Origin of the sequence: Oscillibacter sp. MSJ-31 (genome assembly GCF_018918025.1) — a bacterium.
Classification (GTDB): Bacteria; Bacillota; Clostridia; order Oscillospirales; family Oscillospiraceae; genus Hominicoprocola.
This window is the reverse complement of sequence record NZ_JAHLPT010000018.1, coordinates 12,527-25,606: the sequence shown is the minus strand read 5'-3', so window position 1 is coordinate 25,606 and position 13,080 is coordinate 12,527. Positions and strand designations below refer to the sequence as shown.

The window sequence follows — 13,080 nt, the reverse complement described above, 5'->3', positions numbered from 1 at the left end:
TTTACTTGACCTCATAGGTGCCGCGCACGAGCAGCTTGGTCGTCGCCGCAGTCGCCTTGACGCCGCGGTCGGAGATCGTCATCATGTAAAGATGGTTCTTCGTCAGGCCGGCGCCGTTGTCCAGCGTCGTGCCGCCGGTCGAGTCAATAAGGCCCGGGCTGGAGGGCGACACGACCGACGCCGTGCCGACACGCAGCATGACCTCGCAGCCGATCGCACCGTAGAGGACCTGTCCGTTCGTCATCGTGACGACCACAAAGCTGTCCGCCGTGCCGGTGCTCGCGCCCTCGCCTGATGTCTGCGAGCCGTACTTCTCCTCAAGCTGTTTGATGTTGGCGTCCACCTGCGCGCGCAGCTCTTTCGAGGCCGTGTCCGTGCGCGCGGCGAGCTTTTCGTCCACCCTGGTCATAAGCTCCGGCAGGAACTTTTCGTTGAGATAGCTGAGCGTCACGAGCGGATCGGACGAGGAGCCCGCCGTCCCCGCCGCGGCGACGGAGATCGAGAGGATCGTCAGGCTCGCAAGCAGGAGCGTAAAGAGCCGTGTGAGCGCGTGAGGAGTCTTTTTCATGATGTACCTTCCTTTTCTTTTGTGCAGGGGGTATGTCGCGGCAAAAGCCGCCGCGAAAGAAGAGGACGCGCCGTCCCCTTCTTTCGGGCCTTTTCAGATCAGCTGCGTATTGCCAAGCCCGAAGCTCACCGCGATGGCGGCGTCGATGCGCTCCATCAGCTCGCCGTCCACACGGCCCATGCGCTCGCGCAGGCGGCGCTTGTCGAGCGTGCGCACCTGCTCGAGCAGGACCACGCTGTCGCGCGGCAGACCGTGGTCCGGCGCAGAGAGCGCGATATGCGTCGGCAGCTTCGCCTTGTTCGTCTGGGACGTGATCGCGGCGGCGATCACCGTCGGGCTGTAGCGGTTGCCGGTGTCGTTCTGGATGATGAGCACCGGACGCACGCCGCCCTGCTCGCTCCCGACCACGGGAGAGAGGTCGGCGTAATAGATATCGCCTCGTCTGACATTGGTATCCACGCTTCGTTCACACTCCGAGAAGAAGTTCCCGCCGCGTCCTTCGCGGCCGGTCACTTTCATTCTCCCACACTCGGGCGGGATTTATACGGAGCGTACCGAATTTCTCCGCTCCCCCGCCCACGCTATCCTATGCGCGGCGCGCGGGGGCGGTGCTTATCCGAGGAGCTGGAGATTGCGGTCAACGCACTTGCCGCCGAGGTAATAATACCGCGGCACGCGCTTGCTGACGGCGCAAAGCAGCTCGTAGCTGATGGTGCCGCACTGCTTGGCGGCGGTCTCAATGAGCTGATGCTCGCCGAACACCTCGATCTCGTCGCCGACCCTGAGCTGCGGGAGGTCGGTCACGTCGATCATGCACATATCCATGCAGATGCGCCCGACCTGCTGCGCCTCGCCGTAGGGCGTGAGCACGCGCAGCTTGCCGGAGAGGGCGCGGAAAAGGCCGTCGGCGTAGCCGATGGGCAGCACCGCGATGCGGCTGGGTCTTGTCGTGAAAAACTGCCGGCCGTAGCTGATGGAGGTGTCGGGGTCAAAGTCCTTGATGGTGGAAATGGTGGTCTTGACCGTCATGACGGGCTTCATGCCCATCCGCTCGGCAAGGTCGCCCGTGCCGTAGAGAATGATGCCGCAGCGCACCATGTCCCACGCCCACTCGGGGTAGCTGGCGATGCCGCCGGCGTTGCAGCAGTGGTGCAGGCGGAATCGGAAATTGCCCTGCGTTTCCACGGCGTCGATCATGCGCAGGAAGCGGTCGTGCTGGACCTTTGTAAATTCCACGCACTCGTCTGCCGCCTCGTCGCTGACGCAGAAGTGCGTGAACACGCCCTCCACGTCCAGCCCCGGAAGCGTGAGGATCTTCAGAATGTCGCGCAGGCTCGCGTCGAAGTGCGCGTCGTCGCACTGGAAGCCGAGACGGCCCATGCCGGTGTCGAGCTTGATGTGGACCTTCATCGTTCCGCCCGCGTGGACCGCGGCGGAGGAATAAGCCTCGGCGATGGCGAGGTTCGGCACGGCCTGCGTCATGTCGTTTTTCAGGATGCGCCCGGCCTGATCGGCGGGCGTGAAGCCCAGCATCAGGATGGGGAGCGTGATCCCGTTCACGCGCAGCTCCTCGCACTCGTCGAGGTTCGACACGGCGAGATAGCCCGCGCCGAGCCTTTCAAGATGCTTCGCCACGCGCACCGCGCCGTGACCGTAGGCGTCCGCCTTGACCACGCCGAGGAGCTTCGCCTTCGGTCCGACCTGACGGCGAATGGTCTCAAAATTATGGGTGAGATTATCCAAGCTGATCTCCGCCCATGTGCGCTTCAGTGTACTCTCCATATAAGTTCACTGCTTTCCTTCCAAGTGTAACGCAAGGCGTTCCGCGCGGCAGGGAGAAACGCTCAGCCGCCGGCTTCGCTTTCGTCCGCCGCTATTGTATCACAAAAAGCAAAGCTCGTAAACTCCATATATGCGGTAATTTTATCCTTTTCCGCGATCTCCGCGCGCAGCGGCGCGTCATCCGCGCCGAACCAGAGCGTACATTGGATCGTTTCGCCGCCCGCCTCGCTCTCGAAGCACAGCCGCAGGGCGCGGACCGTCCCGCCGCCGTATTCGATCTCCTCCTCGCTGCGCTCGGTCAGCCAGCCCTCCCCGGCGGCGCGGAGCGCGAGGGGCACGCAGGTCACGGCGCTGACGCCTCCCGGCGTCCCGCCCGCGTCGAGCACAAGGCCGTCGTATTCGAGCTTGAGCGTATCGGCGGCGAGGTGCGCCGTCACGCCCGCGAGCAGCTCCGGCGCGAGGACGGTGACCCTTGTCTCCTCCGCGTCGGCGTCGAAGCGGAGCGTATAGCGCACGTTCTCCTCCTCGTCCGCAAGCTCGACCGCAGCGGCAGCCGTGTAGGACGTGAGCGCGGCATAGCGCTCCTGCACCGTCTCCGCGCGGGAGGCGGTCTCCTTCGTGCGGCAGGCGGTGAGCGGGAGCAGGAACAGAGCGCTGAGCAGCAGCGCGGCGAGCTTTTTCATAGGGCGGCCTCCATGCAGAATGATCTTCTCATACCTATGCCGCGCACCCGCCGCCTATGTCCGCCCGCGGCGGAAAAGAGTTGCCCTTTGACGAGAAGTGTGTCATAATGGCAGCAGACTCGCAAGCATCGGAGGTATCCCATGAAAAAGAAACTATTGTCCCTCGTCTGCGCGCTCGCGCTGACGATCTCTCTGCTCCCCGCCGCACAGGCGCTGGAGGGCGAAGGCACGCGCGCCGCGGAGGCCCTCGCATCCCTCGGTCTTGTGACCGGCACCGGAGCGGGCTACGCCGCCGAGGACGCCGCGACGCAGGAGCAGGCCGCCGCGCTGCTCGTGCGTCTGCTCGGCGCGGAGAAAGCCGCAAAGGCCGACCGCCGCAGCTGCGGCTGGGCAGGTATTCCCTCTTGGGCGCGGAGCGCGGTGAACTACTGTGCCTTTCATGGCCTGATCGACTGGAGCGAATACCGCGCCGGCGGCGCGCTGGATGCAGAGCTCTGGTGCGCCATGCTGCTGCGCGCACTCGGCTGCGGCTCCGAGCTGGGAAGCAGCGCGGCGCGGACCGCGCTGCGCATCGGCCTTATCTCCCATCCGCTTGAGGGCACGCTCACGCGCGGCGATCTCTTTGAAACGGCGCTCGCCGCGCTGACCTATCCCGCGAAGAACGGCGGCACGCTGCTCGACGGTCTGCTCGCGAAGGGGCTCTGCACCGCCGCGGCGGTCGAAGCGCTCGGTCTGCGCCGCAAGACGCTGACCGCTCGCGAGGCCGCCGACCGCCACCTCTCCGCCATTCTCTGCCTTGACCTTTTCGCGGACGAGGAGGCCATCGAGGCCGATGAACCGACCGCCAACGCCAGCGCCTTCCTCATCTCGCTGGACGGTCTTGCCGTGACGAACTACCACTCCATCGACGGCGCGATCAGCGGGCGCGCGACGCTCATCACGGGCGAAGCGTGCGCGATCGAGCGCGTGATCTACTACGACGCCGACATCGACCTTGCCGTTATCCGCATCGCGCGCACGACCGCAGAGGGCGAGACCGTTCCGCGCTTTCACGCCATCGCGCTCGCGGGCGCGAAGGAGGTGCGCATGGGCGACACGGTCTACGCGCTCGGCAATCCGCTGGGGTTGGGTCTCGCCATGAGCCGGGGCATCGTGAGCGCCACGGCGCACAAGGCCGACCTTTCGACGCTGCCCTGCATCGTCAGCGACGCGACCATCTCGCGCGGCTCGAGCGGCGGCGCGCTGCTCAACGAATACGGCCGCGCCGTCGCCGTCACGACCGGCGCATACGTTTACGGCAACAATATGTACCTCTGTGTGCCGCTCGATCCGGTGCTGGAGGCCGACCTCACCGGCGAGGGCATGACGCTGCAGGAGGTGCTTGACGCCGTGTCCGCGGCGCGCGAGGCCGCCGCGGAGACTGCCGAAGCGGACGAATCACGCTAAGCTCAAAAGGACGCTGCCCGGCGGGCAGCGTCCTTTGTTGTGTTTTTCGGTGTTACTTTCTCTTGTAGCCGCGGTTGAGACGCATCTCAAGGGCGTCAAGCTCCTCGTAGAGCTCCTCGGGCACCTTGCCGATCTTCTCGTAGTAGGCGCGGGCGTCGGAGCACTCCTGCAGCCAGAGGTCACGGTCGACGGAGAGCAGGCGGCGCATATCGTACATGGACATTTCAAGGCCCTCCATGTCGATGTCGTGGGTGTTGGGCTCGTAGCCGAGCGCAGTCTCCGCCGCGCCGATCTCATCGTCCGCGCGGGAGATGATCCACTGCAGCACACGCATATTGTCGCCGAAGCCGGGCCATGCGAAGTGACCCTCGTCGTCGGTACGGAACCAGTTGACATTGAAGATCTTGGGCGGGTGCGGGATCTTCTTGCCCATATCCAGCCAGTGCTGCCAGTAGTCGCCCATGTGGTAGCCGCAGAAGGGCAGCATCGCCATGGGGTCGCGGCGCACGACGCCGACCTGACCGGTCGCGGCGGCGGTGGTCTCCGACGCCATGATGGAGCCGACGAACACGCCGTGCTGCCAGTTGAAGGACTGGTAGACCAGCGGCGCGGTCTTGGCGCGGCGGCCGCCGAAGATGATGGCGCTGATGGGCACGCCCTCGGGATTGTCGAACTCGGGGCTGAGGCACGGGCAGTTGCGGGCGGGCGCGGTGAAGCGGCTGTTGGGATGCGCCGCCTTTTCGGGGCTCTGCGGCGTCCAGGGACGGCCGCGCCAGTCGATCGCGCGGGCGGGCGGGGTCTTGTTCAGCCCCTCCCACCACACGGTGTTGTCGCTCAGGTCGAGGGCGACGTTGGTGAAGATGGTGTCCTTATGCGTGGAGATGAGGGCGTTCGGGTTGGACTTCATGGAAGTGCCCGGCGCGACGCCGAAGAAGCCGTTCTCGGGGTTCACCGCCCAGAGGCGGCCGTCCTTGCCGATGCGCAGCCACGCAATGTCGTCGCCCACGCACCACACGCGCCAGCCCCAGCGCTGCAGGCCCTCGGGCGGGATGAGCATGGCAAGGTTCGTCTTGCCGCAGGCGGAGGGGAAGGCGGCGGAGATGTACTTGATCTCGCCGCGGGGATTCTGGATGCCGAGGATGAGCATGTGCTCCGCCATCCAGCCCTCCTGCCGGCCGAGGTTGGAGGCAATGCGCAGGGCGAAGCACTTCTTGCCCTGGAGCACGTTGCCGCCGTAGTTGGAGTTCATGGAAATGATGGTATTGTCCTGCGGGAAGTGGACAATGTACTTGTTCTCTTTATCGAGACTGCACTGGCAGTGCAGTCCCTTGATAAAACCGGTATCGTCGCCGAGCGCGTCGCACACGGCCTTGCCGATACGGGTCATGATCGCCATATTCAGAACGACGTAGATGGAGTCCGTCAGCTCAAAGCCGTACTTGGCGAACGGCGAGCCGATGATGGACATGGAGTACGGAATGACGTACATCGTGCGGCCCTTGTAGGCGCCGTCAGCGAGAGCGTACATCTTCTCGTACATTTCCTTGGGGTCCATCCAGTGGTTGGTGGGACCGGCGTCCTCCTCGCGCTCACAGCAGATGAAGGTGCGGTCCTCGACGCGGGCGACGTCGTCCGGGTCGGTGCGGTGGAGATAGCAGCCGGGGAGCTTATACTCGTTGAGCTTGATGAGGATGCCCTCCTCGACGGCCTGCTTCCGCAGCGCCTCGAGCTGTTCCTCCTCACCGGTGATCCAGACGATCTTGTCCGGCTGCGTCATGGCGGCCATTTCCTCCATCCACTGGAGAACGGCCTCGTTTTTCGTGAGGGCGCTTGCCGCGTCCATCCACTTCAGAGCGGTCTTGCTTTCGGGTTTTGTCATCTCGTTTCTTTCCTCTTCAGCATATCCGCGAGGCAAATGATAAGAAAATTTTTACCCCGTGGCTGTGTGGTTCGCTTTGCATCCCGGACGGGAGAGGGAGCTGACCGATGCACAGAGAAAAATTGCTATTGAGAGTCCTCCTGCTTCAGCAGTTTAGCAGAAAGGTTCTTCAATAGCAATAAATCAACTCATTATTATTTTCTATAAATGGCGTCCCGCCGTCAAGCCGGCAGGCGCTCAGCCAGCGCGCGGGTCAGACGGGCGAACTCCTCCAGCCCCAGCTTCTCGCCGCGGACCGTCGGCGCAAGACCGGCGGAGACGACCGCCTCGGTCACCTGCTCCTTGGTGAGCCGGCTGCCGAAGCCGGTCATCAGGCTGTTGACGATCGTCTTGCGGCGCAGGGCGAAGGCGGCATAGACGACGCGGAAGAAGAATTTCTCGTCCTCCACCGCGACCGGCGGCGTCTTACGCACCTCGGCGCGCAGGACGGCGGAGGTCACCTTCGGCTGCGGCTGGAAGCACTCGCGACCGACCTCGAAGAGCAGGCGCGGCGCGGTGTGGTACTGCATATAGACCGAGAACGCGCCGTAGGCGGCGGTGCCCGGCGCGGCGCAGAGCCGCTCGGCGACCTCCTTCTGCACGAGCACCGTGATGCTCTCAAAGCACCTTGACTCGAGCAGCGCCGTGATGGCGGGCGTCGTGATGTTATAGGGCAGGTTCGCGCAGACGATGGGCGTGAGCCCCGCGAGCTTTTCGCGCACAAGGGCGGGAATGTCGGTCTTGAGGATATCGGCGGAGACGACCTCGAAGTTATCGAAGTTCGCCATCGTCTCATCCAGAATGGGCAGCAGCGCCTTGTCCAGCTCGACCGCGACGACCCTGCCCGCACGGCGGCAGAGCTCGTGGCTGAGCGCGCCGATGCCGGGGCCGATCTCCAGCACGCCGTTTCCCTCCCCCGCCTCGCTCGCCTCGGCGATGGCGGCGGGGACGGAGGCGTCGATGAGGAAATTCTGCCCCATGGACTTGCTGAAATGAAAGCCGTGGCGGCGCAGCAGCGCCTCGATGGCGGCAAAGTCACAATGCTCCATGCGTGTCTCCTTTGCAGGTGAAAGAATCGAAAATATTTTACCACAGAGGGGCGAAAAAGAGTAGCATTTTTTTCGCGCCTGTGCTATGATTCTGCCGATATTTGCAGAAAGAGGTCGTTTTTATGGAGCTGACGCCTGTCACCTATCTCATCGTCCTGCCGCTCGTGTTTCTCGCGGGCTTTGTGGACTCCGTCGCCGGCGGCGGCGGGATCATCTCGCTGCCCGCCTATCTGATGGCCGGTATCCCCGCCCACCTGGCCGCCGGCACGAACAAGGTCGTCAACGGCACGGGCACGCTCGTCGCCGCGCTGAAGTATTTCCGCAGCGGCAAGGTCCTGCTGCGTCCCGCCGTCACGGCGGCGGTGTGCGCGCTCATCGGCTCGGCTGTCGGCACGGAGCTGGCGGCCCTCATCTCCGAGCAGACGCTCGAGACGCTGATGCTCGTGGCCCTGCCCTGCGTGGCTGTCTTTCTGAGCGTCAAAAAGGACTTCGGGCGGGACATTCCCGCCGAGGAGCGTCCCGTTTATACGCCGCGGCAGGAGCTGCTGCGCTCCGCCCTCATCGGACTGGTGTTCGGCTGCTACGACGGGCTGGTCGGCCCGGGTACCGGCACCTTTATGATCCTCGGCTTCACGGCGCTGCTCTCGCTCGACCTCATCACCGCGGGCGGCTGCGCCAAGGCGAGCAACCTGGCCTCCTGCGCCGCCTCCGCCGTGGTGTGGATCCTGCACGGGCAGGTGCTCTGGGCGCTGGCGATCCCCGCTCTCGCGTGCAGCATCGCCGGCAATTATCTCGGCGCGCTCTACGCCATCCGCGGCGGCAGCAAGAAGATCCGCAGCGTGATGTTTCTGGTGCTGGGCCTGCTGTTCGTGAAGATGCTCTATGAGCTGCTGTTCTGAGAAAAGCGAAAAGAAAACCGAGGGCAGCCGCCCTCGGTTTTTTTCATGCTCTCAGTCGAGAAAATAGGCGACGGAATTGCGCCGCCCGAACTGGATGCACTCGTTGTAGGTGTCCATGAACAGGTCGATCTTCGCGCCCCGCACGCCGGTATCCTCCGCATGGCTCATACCGTAGGTGTAGGACCCGGAGGTGATGAACATGGTCGTCCCCAGCGGGATGACGCTCTTGTCCACCGCCACGCAGCCGCGCGCGACCGTGGTGCCGGTCGCGGTGATGGTGCCAACCCCGTCGTAGCCGGTGGTGTAGGCGGTACATTTGACCTCCATCGAGCCGGTGAAGTGCAGCGCGTCGCCGGACTGCATGAGCAGATAGCCGCTGCCGTCGCTGTTCTTCACGACCGAGGCAATGGTATCGCCCGCCTGCGCCTCCTTGACGAGGGTGCCGACGTAGGCGTACTCGGTGACGCTGGTATTGTTCTGCTCGGCGACCGCCTGACGCGAGACCAGCTCGCCGTCGGCGTAAACGACCTCATAGACCACCTCGCGCGTACCGTTCATGCCCTGCTGCCAGACCTGCGTCTCCCCCTTGGGGACCTTATAGCTCCTGGTGTAGACCGTGGCGTGCTCCGCCGGCTCGGTGAGCGTCTCGTAGTAGGTGAAGCTCGCGGCGATCTCGATAAAGATCTCCGGCTCGCTCACGTCGACCTTGACCATCTCCATCGGGCCGACCGAGATGCCCATGCGCTTTAAGAGCGCGTCGGCTGTTTCGTTGGTGCGGGTGGTGGCGTACTGCTCCGCGTCCGTACCGTGGGTGACTGTGACCTTGTGTCCGCCCTCAAAGCGCAGCTCGGCCGAGCCGTCCGCCGCGCCGACGACGATCAGTTTATCCGCCGTCACCGGCTCGGCCAGCTCGACCGCCGTGGTCGCCTCGCCATCGGTGATGAGGTAGAGCGCGCTTGCGCGCAGAGCGGGGACCGCGTTCACAGCCAGCACCAGACACAGCAGCATGGCGAAAACCGCCTGCCGCCGGTTGAGCGGGAAGACCCGCTTCTTCCAGTTTGCTAACATAGTTGACCTCCGAAGTTTGCTGTGCGCCGAACAGGCGGCGCATCAAAATGGTTACAATTGTCATTTTATTGTAACCATTTTGTAACCTTTTAAACTCCGAGGAGTATACCCTATTCCCCGCCGTTTGTCAAGCCGTGCGTGTCGATGACAACATTTTGCGGCAGGAATCGCCCATTTCCCACAAGATATCGTATCTTTCCGCAACAAAAAGAGCAGGAGAGCGGCGGCTCAGCCGAGCCGCCGCTCTCCCTTTTTTCTGGCGAGGGTGTATGAGGATCGAACTCATCCGGCAGGTTTTGAGCCTCCCGCAGACGGTTTTGAAGACCGCGGGGCACACCAGCACCCATCCACCCCCATGGAAAAGCTATTCGTACAGGCGCCGCCCCGGGCGGCGCAGATCGCCCTCCCGCCTTGTGCGGCCGTTCCGATCAAGACATTCGAGCACCAACAGCGCGTTGTCGCGCGAGGTGCCGAGGAGGTCGCGGAAGGCCGCGAGCGTGAGCGTCTCGTGGTCGGCAAAATAAGCGCGCACGAGCGCGCAGGCGCACACGTAGACCTCGCGGTGTAGGCAGAGCCGCGGCGCAAGCGCGATCAGCTCGCCGCCGGTGAGCAGGCTCTCGAGCACACGCTCCGCCTCGGCGCGGTCCTTTGCGTCAAAGCGGGCGAGCACGCGGTCCGTGCGCTCGGGACGCAGGTCCGCCGCGCGGTAAAGCGCCAGCAGCTCGGCGCGCAAGGCGGTCTGGCGTCTGGTGTAGCGCACGGTAAAGTCCGCGAGGGCGTAGCGCTCCGCGGCGAAGCGGAGCTTCCCCTCGCGCGCAAAGAGCGCGAGCAGAGCATCTGCGCGCTCCGGCTCGACAGCGCGGAAAAGTCTCTGACGCAGCTCCGCCGCGCGGATGCCCGCGTGGAGCGGGTTTTTTGCGTGGTAATCGGTCAGCAGCGCCTCACAGCGCGCCCAGAGCGCGTCGAGCACGGCAGAGGCAATGAAGCGTCCCGGCAGCGGCGCGGCGGCCTCGCCGTGCGCGAGCAGCGCGTCAAGCTCCGGCGCGAGCCGCGTCTCCTCCATGCCGAGGCGGGCGGCGAGCTGCGCCGCCGAGGGCAGCGCGGTATCAAAGGCAGTCAGCGCTTGCAGCACGCGCTCCGCGCCGCTGCCGTTTTCCCGCACGGCGAGGGCGGAAAGTACCGCGGCGTCGTTCCGCTTATGACGCGCAGGCGCGTCGTCAAGGATGATGCCGCCGCCGATGGTCTCGAGCGGCGAATAAAAGCGGATCACGAAGCGGTCGCCGCACTTCGCGGCGACGTCCTCGGTGAAGCGGAGCTGGGCATAGGCACTCTCGCCGGGGGCGAGGGCGTCGCGGTCAAGCAGCACGACCTTGGCAAGCCGCGCCGCCGTGCCGTGGCAGAAGTGGACGCGCGAGCCGTTTTCAACGGTGCGCTCCGAATCCCGCAGGCAGGAAAGGCGCACGTCGAGCAGGCGCGAGACGCGGACGCTGTCCGGCTCAGCCAGCGTATCGCCGCGGATAACGTCAATCTTTTTAATGCCAGCCAGATTCACCGCCACGCGCTGACCGGCGACGGCGATCGCCGTATTTTCCCCGTGGACCTGCAAATTGCGCACGCGGCTGCGCGTGCCGGAGGGCAGCAGCTCGGCCTCGCCGCCAACGTGCAGCGCGCCCTCGATGAGCGTGCCGGTGACGACGGTGCCGAAGCCGTCCACCGAAAACACGCGGTCGATGGGCAGACGGAACGGGACGCGGGCGCTTTTTTCCCGCGTCTGCCGCACAAGGGCGTGCAGCATTTCCCGCAGATCTTCGATCCCCTGCCCGGTGGCGGCGGAGGTCTCAACGACCGGCGCGTTTTCCAGAAAGGTCCCCTTCACGCGCGCGGCGAGCTCCGCGCGCGCCATGACGAGCCAGTCGGCGTCCGCGAGGTCGCATTTGGTGAGGACGACCACGCCGCGGCGCACGCCGAGAAGCGAGAGGATATTCAGATGCTCGACCGTCTGTGGCATGAAGCCCTCGTCCGCCGCGACGACAAGCATCGCAAGGTCGATGCCGCCCGCGCCGGCGAGCATGGTTTTGATGAATTTCTCGTGACCCGGCACGTCCACCACGCCGGCACAGCTGCCGTCGGGAAAGTCGAGCCGCGCGAAGCCGAGCTCGATGGTGAGTCCCCGCCGCTTTTCCTCCGCCAGACGGTCGGTGTCCACGCCGGTGAGGGCGCGGACCAGCGCCGTTTTTCCGTGGTCGACGTGACCGGCGGTGCCGATGACGACGTGCTTCATCGGTCGCTCTCCGCGACGGCGCGCACGAGCTCGTCGTATTCCTCCGGCCGGAGGGTGCGCAGGCAGAGCAGCAGCCGTTCGTGCGCAATGCGCGCGACAACAGGCGTTTCGCGCTGCCGCAGGCGCTCCGCCAGCTCGTCCATGCGGCAATGCCGCGGCGTGACCGCCGCGGCGAACCCGGGCAGCGTCTGCGCCGGCACGCTGCCGCCGCCGACCGCGTCCTCCTCCGCGAGGACCTCGGCGGAAATGCCGCGCTCCGTCAGCTTCTCGCAGAGCGTCCGCGCCTGCGCGCGCAGCTCCTCGGTCGATGCCGCGAGCATGGCGAGGGTCGGCAGCGTGGAGGCAGCGGAGCCGTCGGCATAGGCGCGGAGCGTCGCCTCCAGCGCCGCGAGCGTCATTTTATCCACGCGCAGAGCGCGGAGGAGCGGGTGGCGCTTGAGCACGTCAAGGCAGGACTTTTTCCCCACAAGGATACCCGCCTGCGGGCCGCCGAGGAGCTTATCGCCCGAGCAGGTGACCGCGTCCGCGCCCGCGCGGACGGAGCCCTGCAGCGTCGGCTCGCCGTGTATGCCGAACGCTTCAAGGTCAAAAAGGCTGCCGCTGCCGAGGTCCTCGAAAAACGGCAGGCCGCGGGAATGAGCGAGCGCGGCAAGCTCCTCGCGGCTCGCGCTCTCGGTAAAGCCGACGATGCGGTAGTTGCTGGTGTGGACCTTCATCAGCGCGCGGGTATGCTCGCCGATGGCGGCGGCATAGTCCGCGGCGCGGGTCTTGTTGGTCGTGCCGACCTCGCGCAGCGTCGCGCCGCAGGCAGACATGATCTCCGGCACGCGGAAGCTGCCGCCGATCTCGACCAGCTCGCCGCGCGAAACGACGACCTCGCCGCCGGCGGTCAGCGCCGTGAGGAGCAGCAGCACGGCGGCGGCGTTGTTGTTGACGACCAAAGCGCTTTCCGCACCGGTCAATCGGCAGAGGAGCGCTTCGACATGGGCATTGCGCGAGCCGCGTCCGCCGCTTTCCACATCGTATTCAAGGGTAGAATAGTGCTCCGCGGCGTCCGCCGCGGCTTTAGCCGCGCGCCCGCTCAGGCGGGCACGGCCGAGATTCGTATGGAGCACGACGCCGGTTGCGTTGATGACCGGACGGAGCGAGGGCGTTTCCGCCCGGCGGACGGCGTCGGCGGCAAGGGCGCAGAGCGCCGCGGTCTCCGGTATCTCCGGCGCTTCGCCGGAAAGGACGCTCTCCCGCAGCGCGTCGAGCGTGCGGCGCACCGCCGCCGTCACGGCGGCGGATGAGGCGTTGGGGCAGAGCGCACGCACGGGGGCGAGCAGCTCGTCCACCTTGGGGATATTGCGCAGCAGCGCCTTGTCCATCTCTCCGTCCTCCCTT

Annotated in this window: 11 protein-coding genes and 1 tRNA gene; 2 read left to right on the top strand and 10 right to left on the bottom strand. The window is 65.4% G+C overall.

Features of this window, described 5'->3' with window-relative positions:
- Position 1 precedes the first annotated feature (1 nt).
- The 4 genes from KQI17_RS10655 to KQI17_RS10640 form a co-directional block, all read right to left on the bottom strand.
- On the bottom strand, positions 2–568 hold the full coding sequence (locus KQI17_RS10655; protein ID WP_216496217.1) for a hypothetical protein: 567 nt from the start codon (positions 566–568) through the stop codon (positions 2–4).
- A 93-nt stretch (positions 569–661) separates the two neighbouring features.
- Positions 662–1,027, bottom strand: a complete 366-nt coding sequence (locus tag KQI17_RS10650; RefSeq protein ID WP_371821990.1) for a type II toxin-antitoxin system PemK/MazF family toxin — start codon at positions 1,025–1,027, stop codon at positions 662–664.
- Between the two features lie 153 nt (positions 1,028–1,180).
- Positions 1,181–2,350: an alanine racemase gene (alr, locus tag KQI17_RS10645; RefSeq protein ID WP_216496216.1), complete on the bottom strand. Its 1,170-nt coding sequence runs from the start codon at positions 2,348–2,350 to the stop codon at positions 1,181–1,183.
- Positions 2,351–2,412: 62 nt separating this feature from the next.
- On the bottom strand, positions 2,413–3,033 hold the full coding sequence (locus tag KQI17_RS10640) for a hypothetical protein (RefSeq protein ID WP_216496215.1): 621 nt from the start codon (positions 3,031–3,033) through the stop codon (positions 2,413–2,415).
- A 141-nt stretch (positions 3,034–3,174) separates the two neighbouring features.
- Here KQI17_RS10640 and KQI17_RS10635 point away from each other — a divergent pair, with 141 nt between their 5' ends.
- Positions 3,175–4,479: a S1C family serine protease gene (locus KQI17_RS10635; protein ID WP_216496214.1), complete on the top strand. Its 1,305-nt coding sequence runs from the start codon at positions 3,175–3,177 to the stop codon at positions 4,477–4,479.
- 52 nt (positions 4,480–4,531) lie between these two features.
- Here KQI17_RS10635 and KQI17_RS10630 read toward each other — a convergent pair whose 3' ends face one another.
- Together KQI17_RS10630 and rsmA are read right to left on the bottom strand one after the other, a co-directional pair.
- Positions 4,532–6,358: a phosphoenolpyruvate carboxykinase (GTP) gene (locus tag KQI17_RS10630; RefSeq protein WP_371821989.1), complete on the bottom strand. Its 1,827-nt coding sequence runs from the start codon at positions 6,356–6,358 to the stop codon at positions 4,532–4,534.
- A gap of 221 nt (positions 6,359–6,579) precedes the next feature.
- Complete coding sequence (rsmA, locus tag KQI17_RS10625) at positions 6,580–7,446, bottom strand: 16S rRNA (adenine(1518)-N(6)/adenine(1519)-N(6))-dimethyltransferase RsmA (RefSeq protein ID WP_216496213.1); 867 nt, start codon at positions 7,444–7,446, stop codon at positions 6,580–6,582.
- 122 nt (positions 7,447–7,568) lie between these two features.
- Here rsmA and KQI17_RS10620 point away from each other — a divergent pair, with 122 nt between their 5' ends.
- Positions 7,569–8,345 carry a TSUP family transporter gene (locus KQI17_RS10620; protein ID WP_216496212.1) on the top strand — a complete coding sequence of 259 codons (777 nt, stop codon included), beginning with the start codon at positions 7,569–7,571 and terminating at the stop codon, positions 8,343–8,345.
- Between the two features lie 51 nt (positions 8,346–8,396).
- On the opposite strand, the gene KQI17_RS10615 is transcribed toward KQI17_RS10620, so the two are convergent.
- From KQI17_RS10615 to selA, 4 genes are all read right to left on the bottom strand, one after another.
- Entirely contained in the window at positions 8,397–9,413 is a 1,017-nt protein-coding gene (locus tag KQI17_RS10615; protein WP_216496211.1) for a 3D domain-containing protein, read from the bottom strand.
- Between the two features lie 257 nt (positions 9,414–9,670).
- A tRNA-Sec gene (locus KQI17_RS10610) sits at positions 9,671–9,768 on the bottom strand.
- 9 nt (positions 9,769–9,777) lie between these two features.
- Complete coding sequence (gene selB / locus KQI17_RS10605) at positions 9,778–11,694, bottom strand: selenocysteine-specific translation elongation factor (RefSeq protein WP_216496210.1); 1,917 nt, start codon at positions 11,692–11,694, stop codon at positions 9,778–9,780.
- Positions 11,691–13,064 carry an L-seryl-tRNA(Sec) selenium transferase gene (gene selA / locus KQI17_RS10600; protein ID WP_216496209.1) on the bottom strand — a complete coding sequence of 458 codons (1,374 nt, stop codon included), beginning with the start codon at positions 13,062–13,064 and terminating at the stop codon, positions 11,691–11,693. The genes selB and selA overlap by 4 nt, the downstream gene beginning before the upstream one ends.
- Positions 13,065–13,080 lie beyond the last annotated feature (16 nt).

Excerpts from the sequence above, each read along its gene's own strand:
- KQI17_RS10655 (WP_216496217.1), bottom strand. The coding sequence starts at position 568 with ATGAAAAAGACTCCTCACGCGCTCACACGGCTCTTTACGCTCCTGCTT.
- alr (WP_216496216.1), bottom strand. The coding sequence starts at position 2,350 with ATGGAGAGTACACTGAAGCGCACATGGGCGGAGATCAGCTTGGATAAT.
- KQI17_RS10640 (WP_216496215.1), bottom strand. The coding sequence starts at position 3,033 with ATGAAAAAGCTCGCCGCGCTGCTGCTCAGCGCTCTGTTCCTGCTCCCG.
- KQI17_RS10635 (WP_216496214.1), top strand. The coding sequence starts at position 3,175 with ATGAAAAAGAAACTATTGTCCCTCGTCTGCGCGCTCGCGCTGACGATC.
- KQI17_RS10630 (WP_371821989.1), bottom strand. The coding sequence starts at position 6,358 with ATGACAAAACCCGAAAGCAAGACCGCTCTGAAGTGGATGGACGCGGCA.
- rsmA (WP_216496213.1), bottom strand. The coding sequence starts at position 7,446 with ATGGAGCATTGTGACTTTGCCGCCATCGAGGCGCTGCTGCGCCGCCAC.
- KQI17_RS10620 (WP_216496212.1), top strand. The coding sequence starts at position 7,569 with ATGGAGCTGACGCCTGTCACCTATCTCATCGTCCTGCCGCTCGTGTTT.
- KQI17_RS10615 (WP_216496211.1), bottom strand. The coding sequence starts at position 9,413 with ATGTTAGCAAACTGGAAGAAGCGGGTCTTCCCGCTCAACCGGCGGCAG.
- selB (WP_216496210.1), bottom strand. The coding sequence starts at position 11,694 with ATGAAGCACGTCGTCATCGGCACCGCCGGTCACGTCGACCACGGAAAA.
- selA (WP_216496209.1), bottom strand. The coding sequence starts at position 13,064 with ATGGACAAGGCGCTGCTGCGCAATATCCCCAAGGTGGACGAGCTGCTC.